Genomic DNA, 17,000 nt, shown 5'->3' on the forward strand with positions numbered 1-17,000 from the left:
ACCATTAAAATTGTAATCCAGCCTCACGAGCAGCTTCAGCTAGAGCTTTAACACGGCCATGGTATAAGTAACCACCGCGATCAAATACTACTTCTTTAACGCCTTTCTCTACAGCACGCTTAGCAACTGATTCTCCAACTTTCGTAGCAGCTTCAGTATTGCTAGTACCGTTAAGAGCAAGGTCTTTATCAAGAGTAGATGCACTTACTAACGTTACACCATTCACATCATCAATAACTTGAGCGTAAATATGTTGGTTAGAACGGAACACGTTTAAACGTGGACGCTCTGCAGTACCAGTAAGTTTAGCACGTACACGTGCATGTCTTTTCTTACGAGTCGCATTTTTATCAGCTTTAGTGATCATTTTCTTGTCACTCCTTTCTCTCACCTAACGGGTTTACTTAGCAGTTTTACCTTCTTTACGACGAACAACTTCGCCTTCGTAACGAATACCTTTACCTTTGTAAGGCTCAGGAGCACGTACAGCACGGATGTTAGCAGCAAATTCGCCAACACGTTGCTTGTCGATACCTTTAATTACGATTTTAGTTGGTGCAGGTACTTCAACTTCAAGTCCTGCTTCCGGAGTCATTTCTACTGGATGAGAATAACCTACGCTTAAAACAAGTTTATCTCCTTGTTTTTGAGCACGGTAACCAACACCGACTAATTCAAGTCCGCGTGCGAAACCTGCAGTTACACCTTCAACCATGTTTCCGATTAAAGCACGAGTTGTACCGTGTAATGCACGGTGTTCCTTCTGTTCAGATGGACGCTCAACTGTTAGTGTATTTTCTTCAATTTTGATAGACATATCAGCATTGAATTTACGAGTTAATTCACCTTTAGGGCCTTTTACTGTTACAGTATTGTCTTCTGCAATTGTAATAGTAACACCTGCAGGGATTTCAAGAATCTTTTTACCAATACGAGACATGTGGTCACACCTCCGTTCGTTTTAAATATATATTACCAAACGTATGCTACTACTTCTCCACCAGTTTGTAATTGACGAGCGTCTTTGTCTGTCATTACTCCCTTAGATGTAGAAACAAGAGCGATACCTAATCCGTTAAGTACACGTGGTACTTCGTCAGCTTTAGCGTAAACGCGTAAGCCAGGTTTACTGATACGTTTTAATCCAGTGATTACACGTTCATTGTTTGCACCATATTTCAGGAAAATACGAAGGATACCTTGTTTGTTATCCTCGATGTATTCTACATCACGAATGAAACCTTCACGTTTTAAAAGTTCAGCGATCTCTTTTTTGATTTTAGAAGCAGGAACCTCTAATTTCTCATGACGTACCATGTTCGCATTACGGATGCGAGTAAGCATGTCTGCAATTGGATCTGTCATCACCATGTGTTTTACCTCCTTCCCATTTGTGGGTTTTACCAACTAGCTTTTTTAACACCAGGAATTTGACCTTTATATGCAAGTTCACGGAAACAAATACGGCAAAGTTTAAATTTGCGGTATACAGAATGCGGACGACCGCAGCGTTCGCAACGTGTATACTCTTGTACTTTAAACTTAGGAGTACGCTTTTGTTTCGCTATCATAGATTTTTTAGCCACGTTTTCGCCTCCTCTACTTAGCGTTGGCTTCCATTATTTTTGGAATGGCATACCGAATTGTGTTAAAAGTTCACGAGCTTCTTCATCAGTTTTCGCTGTAGTAACGATTACGATGTCCATACCGCGTACTTTGCTTACTTTATCATAATCAATCTCAGGGAAGATAAGTTGCTCTTTAACACCTAATGTGTAGTTCCCACGACCATCGAATGATTTCTTAGAAACACCACGGAAATCACGTACACGTGGTAAAGAAACCGATACTAATTTGTCGAAGAACTCATACATTTGCTCGCCGCGTAAAGTTACTTTCGCACCGATTGGCATACCTTCACGAAGACGGAAACCAGCGATTGATTTTTTAGCACGAGTTACAACAGGTTTTTGACCTGCGATTTGTGTTAATTCTTCTACTGCATTGTCTAAAGCTTTTGAGTTAGATACCGCGTCACCAACACCAGTGTTGATTACGATCTTTTCGATTTTCGGTACTTCCATCACAGATTTATAGTTAAACTTGCTCACTAGAGCAGGAGTAATTTCCTTTTGGAACTTCTCTTTAAGGCGATTCAATGAAGTGACCTCCTTTCTTAAGAAAATTATTTATCTAATAATTCACCAGATTTTTTTGCAATACGAACTTTTTTACCATCTTCTACTTTGAAGCCTACGCGAGTAGGTTCACCTGTTTTCGGATCTAAAATCATAACGTTAGAAACGTGAATAGGTGCTTCTTTAGTAATAATTCCACCTTGTGGATTTAATTGAGATGGCTTAGAGTGTTTTTTAACGATGTTAACACCCTCAACGATAACACGGTTTTGCTTTGGGAAAGCCACAAGGATAACGCCTTGTTTTCCTTTGTCTTTACCAGTGATTACCTGTACTTTATCACCTTTTTTTACATGCATCTTAATTCTGCACCTCCTTAGCAAGGCAATACCTTAAATTATAGAACTTCTGGAGCTAAAGAAACGATCTTCATGAAGTTGCTATCACGTAATTCACGAGCTACTGGTCCGAAGATACGAGTACCACGTGGGCTCTTATCGTCTTTAATGATAACCGCTGCGTTTTCATCAAATTTGATGTAAGAACCGTCCGGACGACGAGCTCCGCTCTTCGTACGTACTACTACTGCTTTAACAACGTCACCTTTTTTAACAACGCCACCTGGTGTTGCTTGTTTTACCGTAGCAACGATAATGTCACCAATGTTAGCATATTTACGACCAGAGCCGCCTAATACTTTAATTGTTAAAAGTTCACGTGCACCAGAGTTGTCAGCAACTTTCAAACGAGATTCTTGTTGGATCATGTTATGAAACCTCCCTTCGGACTAAAAATTCCGATTCGTCTATTTAGATAATAACCGCTTCTTCAACGATTTCAACTAAACGGAAACGCTTAGTAGCAGAAAGCGGGCGAGTTTCCATGATTTTAACGATATCGCCAAGTTTCGCTTGGTTTTGCTCATCATGGGCTTTGTACTTCTTAGAATACTTAACACGTTTTCCGTACAAGGAATGAGTTTTGTAAGTTTCAACTAAAACTGTAATCGTTTTGTCCATTTTGTCAGACACTACACGACCAGTATAAACTTTGCGTTGGTTACGTTCGCTCACTATGCAAACCTCCCCTCAATTTATCGATTAATTCCGATCTCTCTTTCACGAACTACAGTTTTCATACGAGCAATTGCTTTACGCACTTCACGAATGCGAGTTGGATTCTCTAATTGTCCTGTAGCAAGTTGGAAGCGAAGATTAAACAACTCTTCCTTTAAAGCTTTAACTTTTGTTTCGATTTCGGCAGTGGTTAATTCACGAATATCATTAGTTTTCATTAGATTCACCACCATTTTCTTCACGTTTTACGAATTTACATTTCACAGGTAACTTGTGAGCTGCAAGACGTAATGCTTCGCGTGCTACCTCTTCAGATACACCCGCGATTTCGAACATAATTTTCCCAGGTTTTACTACTGCTACCCAGCCTTCTGGTGCCCCTTTACCGGAACCCATACGTACTTCTAGAGGTTTTGCAGTGTAAGGTTTAGAAGGGAAAATTTTAATCCATACTTTACCGCCACGTTTCATGTAACGAGTCATTGCACGACGAGCAGCTTCGATTTGACGGTTTGTAATCCATGAAGCAGCTTGTGCTTGTAAACCGAATTCACCGAAAGCAACTTCAGTTCCACCTTTAGCACGACCACGCATTTTACCACGATGCTCTCTACGATATTTTACGCGTTTTGGCATTAACATATTATTTTCCTCCTTCCTCAGAAGCTTTCTTTTTTGTAGGAAGGACTTCTCCACGGTAGATCCATACTTTTACGCCTAATTTACCGTATGTTGTATCAGCTTCAACTGCTGCATAGTCAATATCAGCGCGAAGTGTATGAAGTGGAACAGTTCCTTCACTGTAAGATTCTGCACGAGCGATATCAGCTCCGCCAAGACGACCAGAAACCTGTGTTTTAATACCTTTAGCACCTGCACGCATAGCACGTTGAATAACTTGCTTTTGTGCACGACGGAATGATACACGGTTTTCTAATTGACGAGCGATGTTTTCGCCTACTAATTTAGCGTTAAGATCAGCTCTCTTAACTTCTAAAATGTTGATGTGTACACGCTTGCCTGTTAATTGGTTAAGAGCTTTACGAAGTGCTTCAACTTCAGTACCACCTTTACCAATTACCATACCAGGTTTTGCAGTGTGAATTGTAACATTTACACGATTTGCTGCACGTTCGATTTCTACTTTAGCAACAGCAGAATCTTTTAAGCGTACATTAATGTACTCACGGATTTTGATGTCTTCATGTAATAATGTAGCGTAATCTTTCTCAGCGAACCAACGAGATTCCCAGTCACGGATAACACCGACACGAAGACCAATTGGATTAACCTTTTGACCCATCGATTATCCCTCCTTCTTTTCTGATACCACAACTGTAATGTGGCTTGTGCGTTTGTTAATTTGGCTTGCACGACCCATTGCACGTGGACGGAAACGTTTCAACGTTGGACCTTCGTCAACGAAGACTTTTTCAACAACTAGGTTGTTAATGTCCATCTCATAATTGTGCTCTGCATTTGCGATTGCAGATTTTAAAACTTTTTCTACAACTGGAGAAGCAGTTTTTGGTGTGTGGTTAAGGATAGCAATCGCTTCACCCACTTGCTTACCTCGGATTAAGTCTACTACTAAACGAACTTTACGAGGAGCAATACGAACTGTTCTCGCTACTGCTTTAGCTTGCATTGAAGTGCCTCCTCTCATTATCTTCTAGTTTTCTTATCGTCAGCAAGGTGACCTTTATACGTACGAGTTGGTGCGAATTCACCTAACTTATGGCCAACCATATCCTCAGTGATGTACACAGGTACGTGTTTACGACCATCATATACAGCGATTGTGTGTCCGATGAACTGAGGGAAGATTGTTGAACGGCGAGACCAAGTTTTAACAACTTGTTTTTGCTCAGATGCAACTAATTTTTCCATTTTGCTCATTAAGTGATCATCGACAAATGGTCCTTTTTTTAAGCTACGAGCCATTTTGGTGCCTCCCTTCGTGATTGGCGTACGGTTCTAGAAATGAACCGTACTACAATCCCATTATTTTTTACGACGACGAACGATGAATTTGTCAGACGCTTTGTTTTTCTTACGAGTCTTGAATCCAAGAGTTGGTTTACCCCATGGAGACATTGGAGACTTACGTCCGATTGGAGAACGTCCTTCACCACCACCGTGTGGGTGATCAACCGGGTTCATTACAGAACCACGAACTGTTGGGCGTTTACCTAACCAGCGAGAGCGACCTGCTTTACCGATTTTAATAAGTTCGTGTTGTTCGTTACCTACTTGACCGATTGAAGCGCGACAAGCAGATAATACAAGACGTACTTCACCAGAAGTTAAACGTACAAGTACGTATTTACCTTCTTTACCAAGTACTTGAGCAGATGTACCAGCAGAACGAACTAATTGTCCGCCACGACCAGGCTTAAGCTCGATGTTATGAACAACAGTACCTACTGGAATGTTGATTAATGGTAATGCGTTACCGATTTTGATGTCAGCTTCTGGGCCAGACATAACTTCCATACCTACTTCTAAAGATTTAGGAGCAAGAATGTAACGTTTTTCACCGTCAACGTAGTTAATTAATGCGATATTCGCAGAGCGGTTTGGATCGTATTCGATCGTAGCAACGCGTCCTGGAATTCCATCTTTGTTACGCTTAAAGTCGATGATACGGTATTGACGCTTATGTCCGCCACCTTGATGACGTACAGTAATTTTACCTTGGTTATTACGACCAGCCTTCTTGCTTAAAGGAGCAAGTAATGACTTTTCGGGTCTGTCAGTCGTGATTTCAGCGAAATCATTCGTAGTCATATTACGACGACCGTTAGTAGTTGGATTATACTTTTTAATTCCCATCTCAATTTCCCTCCTTCTTTAGTAAGAATTAAACGCCTTGGAAGATTTCGATTTCTTTGCTGTCAGCAGTTAGCTTAACGATTGCTTTACGACGACGGCTAGTAAAACCAGCGTGACGACCAACGCGTTTTGCTTTCGGCTTGTAGTTCATGATGTTCACTTTTTCTACTTTAACACCAAAGATCGCTTCAAGAGCATCTTTAACTTCTGTTTTATTAGATTTAACGTCCACATCGAACGTGTATTTTTTTTCAGCCATCATTTCCATAGAACGTTCAGTGATAACTGGGCGCTTAATGATATCACGAGGATCTCTCATTATGCAAGCACCTCCTCTACTTTTTCCACTGCCGCTTTTGTCATGATTAGCTTATCATGATGAAGCACGTCTAAAACGTTTACGCCATCAGCAGTGATTACTGTTACTCCAGGGATATTGCGAGCAGATAACTCTACAGATTCGTTTGCATCAGCAGTTACGATAAGAGCTTTCTTCTCAACAGTTAATCCTTTAAGTACTGCTAGCATGTCTTTTGTTTTTGGTGCATTTAACACTAGGTCTTCAAGAACTACAATGTTGTTCTCAACTACTTTAGTAGCTAATGCAGATTTGATTGCTAAACGACGAACTTTCTTAGGAAGTTTGTACGCATAGCTTCTTGGTGTAGGTCCGAATACCGTACCACCACCACGCCATTGAGGAGAGCGGATAGACCCTTGACGAGCACGTCCAGTTCCTTTTTGACGCCATGGTTTACGACCACCACCGCGAACTTCAGAGCGAGTTTTTACTTTGTGTGTACCTTGACGTAAAGATGCACGTTGCATCATTACAGCTTCGAAAAGTACAGCTTCATTTGGTTCGATACCGAAAATAGCTTCAGCTAATTCGATTTCACCAACCTGTGAACCAGTTTGGTTATATACAGTAACTTTTGGCATTGGAATTCCTCCTTCCTATTGTGAATTATTTGCTAACCTTCACAGCGCCTTGAACAACTACAAGAGATTTCTTAGCACCTGGAACGTTACCTTTTACTAGTAATAAGTTGCGCTCAGTGTCAACTTGAACGATTTCTAAGTTTTGGATAGTAACTTGGTCTCCACCCATACGTCCAGCAAGTTTTTTGCCTTTGAATACACGGTTCGGAGCAACTGGGCCCATTGAACCTGGACGACGGTGATAGCGAGAACCATGAGACATAGGTCCGCGAGATTGTCCGTGGCGTTTGATAACACCTTGGAAACCTTTACCTTTAGAAATTCCTGTTACGTCAACGATTTCACCTGCAGCGAAAACTTCAACTTTTACCTCTTGACCAACCTCTAATCCGTCCACGTCTGCATCGCGGATTTCGCGAATGAAGCGCTTAGGAGTTGTAGATGCTTTAGCAGTGTGGCCTTGTTCAGGTTTGTTAGTTAACTTTTCACGTTTATCTTCAAATCCTAACTGGATTGCATTGTAGCCATCAGTTTCAGTTGTTTTCTTTTGAAGAACAACGTTTGGATTAGCAGCGATAACTGTTACTGGGATTAACTCACCGTTCTCAGCAAATACTTGAGTCATACCGATCTTTCTTCCTAAGATTCCTTTGGTCATGAGTTACACCTCCTACATTTTTAAGTTATATAATTTATAGTTTGATTTCGATATCTACACCAGACGGTAAGTCTAAACGCATTAATGAATCTACTGTTTGTGGAGTAGGACTCACGATATCGATTAAACGTTTGTGTGTGCGCATTTCGAATTGCTCACGAGAATCTTTGTACTTATGAACAGCACGAAGAATTGTGTAAATAGTCTTCTCAGTTGGTAATGGGATCGGACCAGAAACTGTTGCCCCAGAACGCTTAGCTGTTTCTACAATTTTCTCAGCTGATTGATCAAGAATACGGTGATCATAAGCTTTTAAACGGATACGAATTTTTTCTTTTGCCATTATTTTCCCTCCTTCGTTCGCCTATTTCTAAAATAGACCTTCTCCATGGAAATTTCCCCACACCATGCCATGGCAAAGCGGCCGGGTGTGTCAGCAACCTTCCACTTCATCGCAGTCAAAGACCAACATTGTCTATTATACAATGTTATTCGTCTAGATGCAAGCATCTTTTTGTTTGCATCTGCTTTTCTCTACTTTTGCTATTATACATGGCACTTTAAAGAATTTCAAGTTTTCATCTAACAGAATTCGTTTTACAGTTTCTGGATTATCTTTTGTTGTTTTTATATTACTATAGAAGAAACTCGTCAAAACAAAAAAACACACTCTTCTTCTTTATATAAACGCAAACAAAAAACCTAAGGGAAAATCCCTTAGGTTTTTTTATATCAGCTAAGATTACTCAACGATAGTAGCAACTACACCGTAACCTACTGTACGTCCACCTTCACGAATAGAGAATTTAGTTCCCTCTTCGATAGCGATTGGAGCGATAAGTTCGATAGTCATTTCGATGTTGTCACCAGGCATTACCATTTCAGTACCTTCTGGTAATTGGATGATACCAGTTACGTCAGTTGTACGGAAGTAGAACTGAGGACGGTAGTTAGCGAAGAATGGAGTGTGACGTCCACCTTCTTCTTTAGATAATACGAAAACTTCAGCTTTGAATTTAGCGTGTGCTTTTACAGAGCCAGTTTTAGCAAGAACTTGTCCACGTTGGATGTCTTCACGAGCAACCCCACGAAGAAGAGCACCGATGTTGTCTCCAGCTTGAGCTTGGTCAAGAAGTTTACGGAACATTTCTACACCAGTTACAGTTGTAGAAGCATTCTCTTCAGCAAGACCGATGATTTCTACTACGTCACCAACTTTAACGATTCCGCGCTCTACACGACCAGTTGCAACTGTACCACGACCTGTGATAGAGAATACATCCTCGATAGGCATTAAGAATGGTTTGTCAGTTTCACGTTCTGGAGTTGGGATGTAAGCATCAACTTCAGTCATTAATTCAATGATTTTTGCTTCCCAATCAGCTTCTCCTTGAAGAGCTTTAAGAGCAGAACCTTTGATTACAGGAATGTCGTCGCCTGGGAATCCGTATTCAGATAATAGGTCACGAACTTCCATTTCTACTAATTCTAATAATTCTTCGTCGTCTACCATGTCGCATTTGTTTAAGAATACAACGATGTAAGGAACACCTACTTGACGAGAAAGAAGGATGTGCTCACGTGTTTGAGGCATTGGGCCATCAGCAGCAGATACTACTAAGATACCGCCGTCCATTTGAGCAGCACCAGTGATCATGTTTTTAACATAGTCAGCGTGACCTGGGCAGTCAACGTGTGCATAGTGACGAGTTTCAGTTTCGTACTCAACGTGTGCAGTTGAGATTGTGATTCCGCGCTCTCTTTCTTCTGGAGCAGCGTCGATTTGATCGTATCCGCGTGCTTCAGCACCACCAGCTTTTGCAAGAACTGTAGTGATCGCAGCAGTTAATGTAGTTTTACCATGGTCAACGTGGCCGATTGTACCGATGTTAACATGGGGTTTAGAACGTTCGAATTTAGCTTTAGCCATTCTAAATTCCTCCTTAGTTTATATAGGTTATTTTATATTTAGACTAGAAAGCGAAACTTACGTCCCACTTTCTAAGCTTACATAAGTAGTTATACTCGAACAATTGATAAAAATCAATTATTCGCCTTTATTTTTTTTAATAATTTCTTCTGAAACAGACTTCGGTACTTCTTCATAATGATCAAATGTCATTGAGAATGTTCCGCGTCCTTGAGTGTTAGAACGTAATGCTGTCGCATAACCGAACATTTCAGAAAGTGGAACCATAGCGCGAACAACTTGTGCGTTACCGCGAGCTTCCATACCTTCTACACGTCCACGACGAGATGTTACGTCACCCATGATGTCTCCCATGTACTCTTCAGGAATTACAACTTCAACTTTCATCATTGGCTCAAGAATTACTGGGTTACATTTAGAAACCGCAGCTTTAAGTGCCATTGATGCAGCGATTTTGAACGCCATCTCAGATGAATCGACATCATGGTAAGAACCGTCAACTAATGCTGCTTTAATGTCAACTAGTGGATAACCAGCTAGTACACCATTTTTAAGTGAGTCTTCAAGACCCGCTCCAACAGCTGGGATGTATTCACGTGGAACTACACCGCCGACGATTTTGTTTTCGAATTCAAATCCTTTACCTTCTTCGTTAGGTGCAAACTCAATCCAAACGTGACCGAATTGTCCACGTCCACCAGATTGACGAGCAAACTTACCTTCAACTTTCGCAGCAGCGCGGAAAGTTTCACGGTATGCTACCTGAGGAGCACCAACGTTTGCTTCGACTTTGAATTCACGGCGCATACGGTCAACGATGATATCAAGGTGAAGTTCACCCATACCAGCGATGATAGTTTGGCCAGTTTCTTGGTCAGTGTGAGCACGGAATGTTGGATCTTCTTCAGAAAGCTTAGATAATGCTGTACCCATTTTATCTTGGTCAGCTTTAGATTTTGGTTCGATAGCTACAGAGATAACTGGCTCTGGGAATTCCATAGACTCAAGGATAACAAGGCTCTTCTCGTCACAAAGAGTATCACCAGTAGTAGTATCTTTTAAACCTACAGCAGCAGCGATATCACCAGCGTAAACTGTTGAAATCTCTTCACGGCTGTTAGCGTGCATTTGTAGGATACGTCCTACACGCTCACGCTTACCTTTAGTTGAGTTTTTCACGTATGATCCAGAGTTTAACACACCAGAGTACACACGGAAGAACGTTAACTTACCAACATAAGGGTCAGTCATGATTTTGAATGCTAAAGCTGCGAATGGTTCTTCATCGCTAGACTTACGTTCGATTTCTTCATCTGTATCCGGAAGAGTACCTTTAATAGCAGGTACATCTAATGGAGATGGTAGGTAGTCGATAACTGCGTCTAACAGAATTTGAACACCTTTGTTTTTGAATGCAGAACCACAGATTACTGGGAAGAATTCTACAGAAGTTGTAGCCTTACGGATACCAGCTTTAAGCTCTTCTACAGTGATTTCTTCACCTTCTAGGTACTTCATCATCATTTCTTCATCAAGCTCAGCTACCGCTTCAATAAGCTTTCCGCGGTATTCTTCAGCTAGTTCTTTGTGCTCTTCAGGAATTTCGACACGCTCGATGTCTGTTCCTAAATCGTTACCGTACATGTAAGCACACTCTTCAACAAGGTCAATGATACCATTGAACTCATCTTCAGCACCGATTGGTAACTGAATTGGATGTGCGTTTGCTTGTAAACGATCGTGGATTGTTCCTACAGAGTATAAGAAATCTGCACCGATCTTATCCATTTTGTTAACGAATACGATACGAGGTACACCGTAAGTAGTAGCCTGACGCCAAACAGTTTCTGTTTGTGGTTCTACACCAGATTGTGCATCAAGTACTGCTACCGCACCATCAAGTACGCGTAAAGAACGTTCTACTTCTACTGTGAAGTCTACGTGTCCTGGAGTGTCAATGATGTTTACACGGTGACCTTTCCATTGAGCTGTAGTTGCAGCAGAAGTAATTGTGATACCACGCTCTTGCTCTTGCTCCATCCAGTCCATCTGAGATGCACCTTCATGAGTTTCACCGATTTTATGAATACGTCCTGTGTAATACAGAATACGCTCAGTTGCTGTTGTTTTACCAGCATCGATGTGAGCCATGATACCAATATTACGAGTGTTTTCTAAAGAGAACTCTCTTGTCATTTGGTGTCTTGCTCCTTCCATATATGGATTGGATTTTTTATTTTAAGTAGCAAAAAAGCCACTTTATATTGTTACATATGCCAGTGTCCAGTACCCTCATTATGTAAAACGAGCGCCCAACGAAAGGGAGAGGCATTCTCCCTCTCCACACTTCCATAAGCGACAAATAAAGCGGTTTATGCATACATTTATTTTACGTTGAATCCTACCAACGGTAATGAGCAAATGCTTTGTTAGCTTCTGCCATTTTATGAGTGTCTTCACGTTTCTTAACAGATGCACCAGCGTTGTTAGCTGCATCTAAGATTTCGTAAGCTAGACGCTCTTCCATAGTTTTTTCACCACGAAGACGAGCATAGTTTACTAACCAGCGAAGACCTAAAGTTGTACGGCGTTCTGGACGAACCTCAACTGGAACTTGGTAGTTAGCACCACCAACACGACGAGCGCGTACTTCAAGAACAGGCATGATGTTCTTAAGAGCTTGCTCGAATACTTCCATTGGTTCTTTATCTGAACGTTCACGAACGATATCGAAAGCGTTATAAAGAATTGTTTGAGATTTACCTTTTTTACCGTCAACCATCATTTTGTTGATAAGGCGTGTTACTAGCTTAGAATTGTACATTGGATCTGGTAACACGTCACGTTTCGCAACAGGTCCTTTACGAGGCATATTGAGTTCCTCCTTTCATTATAAGTTTATTATTTTTTAGCAGGTTTTGGTCGCTTAGTACCATATTTAGAACGTCCTTGCATACGTTTGTCAACACCAGCTGTATCAAGCGCTCCACGAACGATGTGGTAACGTACCCCTGGTAAATCCTTTACTCGACCACCGCGAATTAATACTACGCTATGCTCTTGTAAGTTATGACCGATACCTGGGATGTAAGCTGTAACTTCAATACCGTTTGTTAAACGTACACGAGCGTATTTACGTAACGCTGAGTTAGGTTTCTTTGGAGTCATTGTACCAACACGAGTACATACACCACGTTTTTGAGGTGCAGAGATATCAGTTGATTTTTTCTTTAAAGAGTTAAATCCTTTGTTTAACGCAGGTGATTTAGATTTCCATACTTTATCAGTACGACCATTTCTCACTAATTGGTTAATAGTAGGCATTTGATTATCCTCCCTTCGCATGTTTGTATGACCACATATCCAGGTGGTTCATTATTAGTTGAAAACAAAGTTTTTGCAAGGAAGAGCAAATGCTCTCTCCTCACAAAAACAGTTTTAACTTATTATTCCTATTGCTGAAGCTCCCACTTGAATCCCCGAAACTTTTCCAAGCTTACGAACTGATTCAACCTTTGTTATGGGTATGTTATGTTGCAAAGCAGTGCGAATGATAATATGGGTTAACCGCACATCAGCATCTTCTGCAATAACAACTTCTTTAACTATACCATTTTTGATTGCTTCCAATGTGCGTTTATGACCAACGACTACATTTTCAGCATTTGACACTTTTTGATAAGACATATAAATATCCTCCAAAGCATCGTTCAGGAGCAACCTTGATTATAGTAACATTTTGACTCATACAATGTCAACTAGGATTAGATGTTTTTATACAAAATTTACGACGGAAAATTTTACTGTTCCACATAAATCTCATCGTTTTCTACATTCATGTTATCTTGTGTTGTTTTTACAAGATCCACTTTGCGATAACGATTCATACCTGTTCCAGCAGGAACAAGTTTACCGATAATAACGTTCTCTTTCAATCCTAGAAGCTCATCACGTTTACCTTTAATTGCTGCATCAGTTAAGACACGAGTTGTTTCTTGGAATGATGCTGCAGATAAGAATGAATCAGTTTCAAGTGAAGCTTTTGTAATACCAAGTAGAACAGGTCTAGCTGTCGCTGGTTGTTTACCTTTCAGTAACACCTTCGCATTCGCATCAGTAAACTGATGGATATCTAGTAATGTTCCTGGTAATACGTCTGTTTCACCTGCATCACTTACACGAACTTTACGTAGCATTTGACGTACCATTACCTCTACGTGTTTGTCACCAATTTCTACCCCTTGCATACGGTATACTTTTTGAACTTCACGTAATAAGTATTCTTGAACTGCTGTAATGTCCGTTACTTTTAGTAATTCTTTCGGATCAATAGAACCTTCTGTTAACTCTTTACCGTGGCTAATTGGCTGTCCTGGAGTTACTTTCAGACGAGCACCGTAAGGAATAGCATACGTACGAGCTTCAACTTCACCCTGTACAACTACTTCTTGGCGATCTTTAACATCGTTGATCGCTGCGATAACACCGTCGATTTCACTGATAACTGCCTGACCTTTCGGATTACGAGCTTCGAAGATCTCTTGGATACGAGGTAAACCTTGAGTGATATCATCTCCGGCAACCCCACCTGTATGGAATGTACGCATCGTTAACTGTGTACCTGGCTCACCGATAGATTGAGCTGCGATAATACCTACCGCTTCTCCTACTTCTACGTCTGTACCAGTTGCTAAGTTACGACCGTAACACTTCTTACATACACCATGGCGAGTGTTACACGTAAACGCTGAACGAATATTTACAGTTTCAACACCCGAATTTTCAACGATATGAGCGATATCTTCAGTAATTAATTGGTTTTCACTAACTAATACTTCACCTGTTTCAGGATGTTTTACAGTTTTTCTTGCAAAACGTCCAACAAGACGATCATATAATGACTCAATTACTTCATTACCCTCTTTAATCGCACCAATTAATAGACCACGATCTGTTCCACAATCATCTTCACGGACAATTACATCTTGTGCAACGTCTACAAGACGACGTGTTAAGTAACCAGAATCGGCAGTTTTAAGTGCTGTATCGGCAAGACCTTTACGCGCACCATGCGTAGAGATGAAGTACTCAAGTACTGTTAAACCTTCACGGAAACTCGATTTGATTGGAAGTTCGATGATACGACCAGATGGATTGGCCATCAGACCACGCATACCAGCAAGCTGAGTAAAGTTAGATGCGTTACCACGGGCACCTGAGTCACTCATCATGAAGATTGGATTGCGTTTATTCAAGGATTTCATCAGTTTTCCTTGGATAACATCTTTTGCATTACTCCAAATAGAGATAACGCGATCGTAACGTTCTTCTTCCGTGATTAAACCGCGACGGAATTGTTTAATTACATTATCTACTTTTGCTTGTGCTTCGTGGAGAATTTCATCTTTTTCGCCTAATACAAGAATGTCAGATACCCCAACTGTAATACCAGCTTTTGTAGAGTACTTGAACCCTAAGTTTTTCATACGGTCAAGCATGCGAGACGTTTCTGTAATTTGGAAACGTTTGAACACTTCCGCAATGATGTTACCAAGGATCTTCTTGCTAAATGGCGCCACTTCTTCGCGACTAGCAATAATTTCTTTAATGTTCGCACCTTTTTCAACGAAATATTCCGCTGGTGTTTCTTTTTCAAGGTTTGAGTTTGTCGGTTCATTAATATAAGGGAACGACTCTGGTAAGATTTCGTTAAATATTAATTTACCAACTGTTGTTAATAGAAGCTTACCTTTTTGCTCTTCAGTAAACGTTACGTTATTTACTGAACTTGCAGCAACTGCAACACGTGTGTGCAGATGTACATATCCATTTTGATATGCAAGTATTGCTTCGTTTGCATCTTTGAAGACCATACCTTCACCGATTGCGCCTTCACGCTCAAGTGTTAAGTAGTAGTTACCTAATACCATATCCTGAGATGGAGTAACAACTGGTTTTCCGTCTTTTGGATTCAAGATGTTTTGTGCCGCTAACATAAGAATACGAGCTTCTGCTTGTGCCTCTGATGATAACGGAACGTGAACCGCCATTTGGTCACCGTCAAAGTCCGCGTTGTATGCAGTACATACAAGTGGGTGAAGACGAATTGCGCGACCTTCTACTAATGTAGGTTCAAACGCCTGGATACCAAGACGGTGAAGTGTTGGTGCGCGGTTTAGAAGTACTGGATGTTCTTTAATCACAGATTCTAAAACGTCCCAAACTTCAGGGTGTACACGCTCAATTTTACGTTTCGCACTCTTAATGTTGTGTGCTAACCCTTTTCCAACTAACTCTTTCATAACAAAAGGTTTGAACAGTTCAAGCGCCATTTCTTTCGGTAATCCACATTGGTACATCTTTAAGTTCGGTCCTACAACGATTACAGAACGGCCAGAGTAGTCAACACGTTTACCTAATAAGTTTTGACGGAAACGTCCTTGTTTACCTTTAAGCATGTGAGATAATGATTTTAATGGACGGTTACCCGGTCCAGTTACTGGACGGCCACGACGACCATTATCAATTAATGCATCTACAGCTTCTTGTAACATACGTTTTTCGTTTTGAACGATGATGCTTGGAGCACCTAGGTCCAATAGACGTTTTAAACGGTTGTTACGGTTAATTACACGACGATATAAGTCGTTTAAGTCAGAAGTAGCAAAACGTCCACCATCTAACTGTACCATTGGGCGTAGTTCTGGTGGGATAACTGGTAGAACATCTAAGATCATCCAAGATGGTTCATTTCCAGAGTTACGGAATGCTTCTAATACTTCTAGACGTTTAATAGCACGAGTACGGCGTTGTCCTTGTGCTGTTTTTAATTCTTCTTTTAAGAAGTCTACTTCTTTATCTAAATCAATGTCTTGTAGTAGCTTTTTAATCGCTTCTGCACCCATAGCAGCTTGGAATGTGCTACCATATCGATCACGATATGCACGGTATTCTTTTTCAGAAAGTAATTGCTTCTTATCAAGTGGTGTATCTCCACTTTCTGTTACAACATAAGAAGCGAAATAAATTACTTCTTCAAGCGCGCGAGGGGACATGTCTAAGACAAGTCCCATGCGGCTCGGGATACCTTTGAAATACCAAATATGAGATACAGGAGCAGCTAATTCAATATGACCCATACGTTCACGACGTACTTTTGCACGCGTTACTTCAACGCCACATCGATCACAAACTACACCTTTATAACGTACACGTTTGTATTTTCCGCAATGACATTCCCAGTCCTTTTGTGGTCCGAAAATACGCTCACAGAACAAGCCATCTTTTTCAGGCTTTAACGTACGATAGTTAATAGTTTCTGGTTTCTTAACTTCACCGTATGACCAAGAACGAATCTTGTCAGGTGAAGCAAGTCCAATCTTCATATATTCAAAGTTATTTACATCTATCAAGGGGCCTAC

Annotated in this window: 24 protein-coding genes; all 24 read right to left on the reverse strand. The window is 40.8% G+C overall.

Annotated elements, in window-relative coordinates:
- Window positions 1-4 precede the first annotated feature (4 nt).
- Window positions 5-367, reverse strand: coding sequence for a 50S ribosomal protein L18 (rplR, locus tag ACS2FK_RS27875; RefSeq protein WP_000628818.1), 363 nt, complete (start codon window positions 365-367; stop codon window positions 5-7).
- 33 nt (window positions 368-400) lie between these two features.
- The gene (gene rplF / locus ACS2FK_RS27880; protein ID WP_000086551.1) at window positions 401-940 is read right to left on the reverse strand and encodes a 50S ribosomal protein L6; all 540 of its coding nucleotides are present in this window, start codon (window positions 938-940) and stop codon (window positions 401-403) included.
- A gap of 32 nt (window positions 941-972) precedes the next feature.
- Window positions 973-1,371: a 30S ribosomal protein S8 gene (gene rpsH, locus ACS2FK_RS27885; RefSeq protein ID WP_000245511.1), complete on the reverse strand. Its 399-nt coding sequence runs from the start codon at window positions 1,369-1,371 to the stop codon at window positions 973-975.
- Window positions 1,372-1,400: 29 nt separating this feature from the next.
- Window positions 1,401-1,586 (reverse strand): 30S ribosomal protein S14, encoded by a 186-nt coding sequence (gene rpsN, locus ACS2FK_RS27890; protein WP_001085700.1) that lies wholly within the window; start codon window positions 1,584-1,586, stop codon window positions 1,401-1,403.
- Between the two features lie 33 nt (window positions 1,587-1,619).
- Window positions 1,620-2,159, reverse strand: coding sequence for a 50S ribosomal protein L5 (gene rplE, locus ACS2FK_RS27895; protein WP_001080829.1), 540 nt, complete (start codon window positions 2,157-2,159; stop codon window positions 1,620-1,622).
- Window positions 2,160-2,185: 26 nt separating this feature from the next.
- The gene (rplX, locus tag ACS2FK_RS27900; RefSeq protein WP_000558200.1) at window positions 2,186-2,497 is read right to left on the reverse strand and encodes a 50S ribosomal protein L24; all 312 of its coding nucleotides are present in this window, start codon (window positions 2,495-2,497) and stop codon (window positions 2,186-2,188) included.
- A 38-nt stretch (window positions 2,498-2,535) separates the two neighbouring features.
- Window positions 2,536-2,904 (reverse strand): 50S ribosomal protein L14, encoded by a 369-nt coding sequence (rplN, locus tag ACS2FK_RS27905; RefSeq protein ID WP_000615912.1) that lies wholly within the window; start codon window positions 2,902-2,904, stop codon window positions 2,536-2,538.
- A 43-nt stretch (window positions 2,905-2,947) separates the two neighbouring features.
- Entirely contained in the window at window positions 2,948-3,211 is a 264-nt protein-coding gene (rpsQ, locus tag ACS2FK_RS27910) for a 30S ribosomal protein S17 (protein ID WP_000004106.1), read from the reverse strand.
- 20 nt (window positions 3,212-3,231) lie between these two features.
- Window positions 3,232-3,432, reverse strand: a complete 201-nt coding sequence (gene rpmC, locus ACS2FK_RS27915; RefSeq protein WP_000855718.1) for a 50S ribosomal protein L29 — start codon at window positions 3,430-3,432, stop codon at window positions 3,232-3,234.
- Window positions 3,422-3,856, reverse strand: a complete 435-nt coding sequence (gene rplP, locus ACS2FK_RS27920; RefSeq protein ID WP_000928971.1) for a 50S ribosomal protein L16 — start codon at window positions 3,854-3,856, stop codon at window positions 3,422-3,424. Before rplP ends, rpmC begins: the two co-directional genes overlap by 11 nt.
- Window position 3,857: 1 nt before the next feature.
- The gene (gene rpsC / locus ACS2FK_RS27925) at window positions 3,858-4,517 is read right to left on the reverse strand and encodes a 30S ribosomal protein S3 (protein WP_000529956.1); all 660 of its coding nucleotides are present in this window, start codon (window positions 4,515-4,517) and stop codon (window positions 3,858-3,860) included.
- Window positions 4,518-4,520: 3 nt separating this feature from the next.
- Window positions 4,521-4,862 carry a 50S ribosomal protein L22 gene (rplV, locus tag ACS2FK_RS27930; RefSeq protein WP_001148024.1) on the reverse strand — a complete coding sequence of 114 codons (342 nt, stop codon included), beginning with the start codon at window positions 4,860-4,862 and terminating at the stop codon, window positions 4,521-4,523.
- Between the two features lie 17 nt (window positions 4,863-4,879).
- Window positions 4,880-5,158: a 30S ribosomal protein S19 gene (rpsS, locus tag ACS2FK_RS27935; protein WP_000124454.1), complete on the reverse strand. Its 279-nt coding sequence runs from the start codon at window positions 5,156-5,158 to the stop codon at window positions 4,880-4,882.
- Window positions 5,159-5,218: 60 nt separating this feature from the next.
- A complete protein-coding gene (rplB, locus tag ACS2FK_RS27940; protein WP_000511583.1) occupies window positions 5,219-6,049 on the reverse strand; it encodes a 50S ribosomal protein L2 in 831 nt (276 codons plus the stop codon).
- 28 nt (window positions 6,050-6,077) lie between these two features.
- Window positions 6,078-6,368: a 50S ribosomal protein L23 gene (rplW, locus tag ACS2FK_RS27945; RefSeq protein WP_001205558.1), complete on the reverse strand. Its 291-nt coding sequence runs from the start codon at window positions 6,366-6,368 to the stop codon at window positions 6,078-6,080.
- Window positions 6,368-6,991 (reverse strand): 50S ribosomal protein L4, encoded by a 624-nt coding sequence (gene rplD / locus ACS2FK_RS27950; RefSeq protein WP_001127258.1) that lies wholly within the window; start codon window positions 6,989-6,991, stop codon window positions 6,368-6,370. The genes rplW and rplD overlap by 1 nt, the downstream gene beginning before the upstream one ends.
- Window positions 6,992-7,016: 25 nt before the next feature.
- Window positions 7,017-7,649 carry a 50S ribosomal protein L3 gene (rplC, locus tag ACS2FK_RS27955; protein WP_000160209.1) on the reverse strand — a complete coding sequence of 211 codons (633 nt, stop codon included), beginning with the start codon at window positions 7,647-7,649 and terminating at the stop codon, window positions 7,017-7,019.
- Window positions 7,650-7,683: 34 nt separating this feature from the next.
- Window positions 7,684-7,992 (reverse strand): 30S ribosomal protein S10, encoded by a 309-nt coding sequence (gene rpsJ / locus ACS2FK_RS27960; RefSeq protein ID WP_001040595.1) that lies wholly within the window; start codon window positions 7,990-7,992, stop codon window positions 7,684-7,686.
- A 399-nt stretch (window positions 7,993-8,391) separates the two neighbouring features.
- On the reverse strand, window positions 8,392-9,579 hold the full coding sequence (tuf, locus tag ACS2FK_RS27965) for an elongation factor Tu (protein WP_001029617.1): 1,188 nt from the start codon (window positions 9,577-9,579) through the stop codon (window positions 8,392-8,394).
- A 117-nt stretch (window positions 9,580-9,696) separates the two neighbouring features.
- Window positions 9,697-11,775 carry an elongation factor G gene (gene fusA, locus ACS2FK_RS27970; RefSeq protein ID WP_000196383.1) on the reverse strand — a complete coding sequence of 693 codons (2,079 nt, stop codon included), beginning with the start codon at window positions 11,773-11,775 and terminating at the stop codon, window positions 9,697-9,699.
- A 205-nt stretch (window positions 11,776-11,980) separates the two neighbouring features.
- Complete coding sequence (gene rpsG, locus ACS2FK_RS27975) at window positions 11,981-12,451, reverse strand: 30S ribosomal protein S7 (protein ID WP_001137492.1); 471 nt, start codon at window positions 12,449-12,451, stop codon at window positions 11,981-11,983.
- 29 nt (window positions 12,452-12,480) lie between these two features.
- Window positions 12,481-12,903: a 30S ribosomal protein S12 gene (rpsL, locus tag ACS2FK_RS27980; protein ID WP_001142341.1), complete on the reverse strand. Its 423-nt coding sequence runs from the start codon at window positions 12,901-12,903 to the stop codon at window positions 12,481-12,483.
- A 114-nt stretch (window positions 12,904-13,017) separates the two neighbouring features.
- Window positions 13,018-13,266 (reverse strand): 50S ribosomal protein L7ae-like protein, encoded by a 249-nt coding sequence (locus ACS2FK_RS27985; protein ID WP_000121831.1) that lies wholly within the window; start codon window positions 13,264-13,266, stop codon window positions 13,018-13,020.
- A 113-nt stretch (window positions 13,267-13,379) separates the two neighbouring features.
- Window positions 13,380-16,991 (reverse strand): DNA-directed RNA polymerase subunit beta', encoded by a 3,612-nt coding sequence (gene rpoC, locus ACS2FK_RS27990; RefSeq protein ID WP_000567943.1) that lies wholly within the window; start codon window positions 16,989-16,991, stop codon window positions 13,380-13,382.
- Window positions 16,992-17,000 lie beyond the last annotated feature (9 nt).

The organism is Bacillus cereus group sp. BceL220 (genome assembly GCF_051776965.1).
Taxonomy (GTDB): Bacteria; Bacillota; Bacilli; order Bacillales; family Bacillaceae_G; genus Bacillus_A; species Bacillus_A cereus.

Bases quoted from the DNA above. Each gene is read 5' to 3' on its own strand.
- rplR (WP_000628818.1), bottom strand. From the start codon at position 367: ATGATCACTAAAGCTGATAAAAATGCGACTCGTAAGAAAAGACATGCA.
- rplF (WP_000086551.1), bottom strand. From the start codon at position 940: ATGTCTCGTATTGGTAAAAAGATTCTTGAAATCCCTGCAGGTGTTACT.
- rpsH (WP_000245511.1), bottom strand. From the start codon at position 1,371: ATGGTGATGACAGATCCAATTGCAGACATGCTTACTCGCATCCGTAAT.
- rplX (WP_000558200.1), bottom strand. From the start codon at position 2,497: ATGCATGTAAAAAAAGGTGATAAAGTACAGGTAATCACTGGTAAAGAC.
- rplN (WP_000615912.1), bottom strand. From the start codon at position 2,904: ATGATCCAACAAGAATCTCGTTTGAAAGTTGCTGACAACTCTGGTGCA.
- rpmC (WP_000855718.1), bottom strand. From the start codon at position 3,432: ATGAAAACTAATGATATTCGTGAATTAACCACTGCCGAAATCGAAACA.
- rplP (WP_000928971.1), bottom strand. From the start codon at position 3,856: ATGTTAATGCCAAAACGCGTAAAATATCGTAGAGAGCATCGTGGTAAA.
- rpsC (WP_000529956.1), bottom strand. From the start codon at position 4,517: ATGGGTCAAAAGGTTAATCCAATTGGTCTTCGTGTCGGTGTTATCCGT.
- rplV (WP_001148024.1), bottom strand. From the start codon at position 4,862: ATGCAAGCTAAAGCAGTAGCGAGAACAGTTCGTATTGCTCCTCGTAAA.
- rpsS (WP_000124454.1), bottom strand. From the start codon at position 5,158: ATGGCTCGTAGCTTAAAAAAAGGACCATTTGTCGATGATCACTTAATG.
- rplB (WP_000511583.1), bottom strand. From the start codon at position 6,049: ATGGGAATTAAAAAGTATAATCCAACTACTAACGGTCGTCGTAATATG.
- rplW (WP_001205558.1), bottom strand. From the start codon at position 6,368: ATGAGAGATCCTCGTGATATCATTAAGCGCCCAGTTATCACTGAACGT.
- rplD (WP_001127258.1), bottom strand. From the start codon at position 6,991: ATGCCAAAAGTTACTGTATATAACCAAACTGGTTCACAGGTTGGTGAA.
- rplC (WP_000160209.1), bottom strand. From the start codon at position 7,649: ATGACCAAAGGAATCTTAGGAAGAAAGATCGGTATGACTCAAGTATTT.
- rpsJ (WP_001040595.1), bottom strand. From the start codon at position 7,992: ATGGCAAAAGAAAAAATTCGTATCCGTTTAAAAGCTTATGATCACCGT.
- tuf (WP_001029617.1), bottom strand. From the start codon at position 9,579: ATGGCTAAAGCTAAATTCGAACGTTCTAAACCCCATGTTAACATCGGT.
- fusA (WP_000196383.1), bottom strand. From the start codon at position 11,775: ATGACAAGAGAGTTCTCTTTAGAAAACACTCGTAATATTGGTATCATG.
- rpsG (WP_001137492.1), bottom strand. From the start codon at position 12,451: ATGCCTCGTAAAGGACCTGTTGCGAAACGTGACGTGTTACCAGATCCA.
- rpsL (WP_001142341.1), bottom strand. From the start codon at position 12,903: ATGCCTACTATTAACCAATTAGTGAGAAATGGTCGTACTGATAAAGTA.
- ACS2FK_RS27985 (WP_000121831.1), bottom strand. From the start codon at position 13,266: ATGTCTTATCAAAAAGTGTCAAATGCTGAAAATGTAGTCGTTGGTCAT.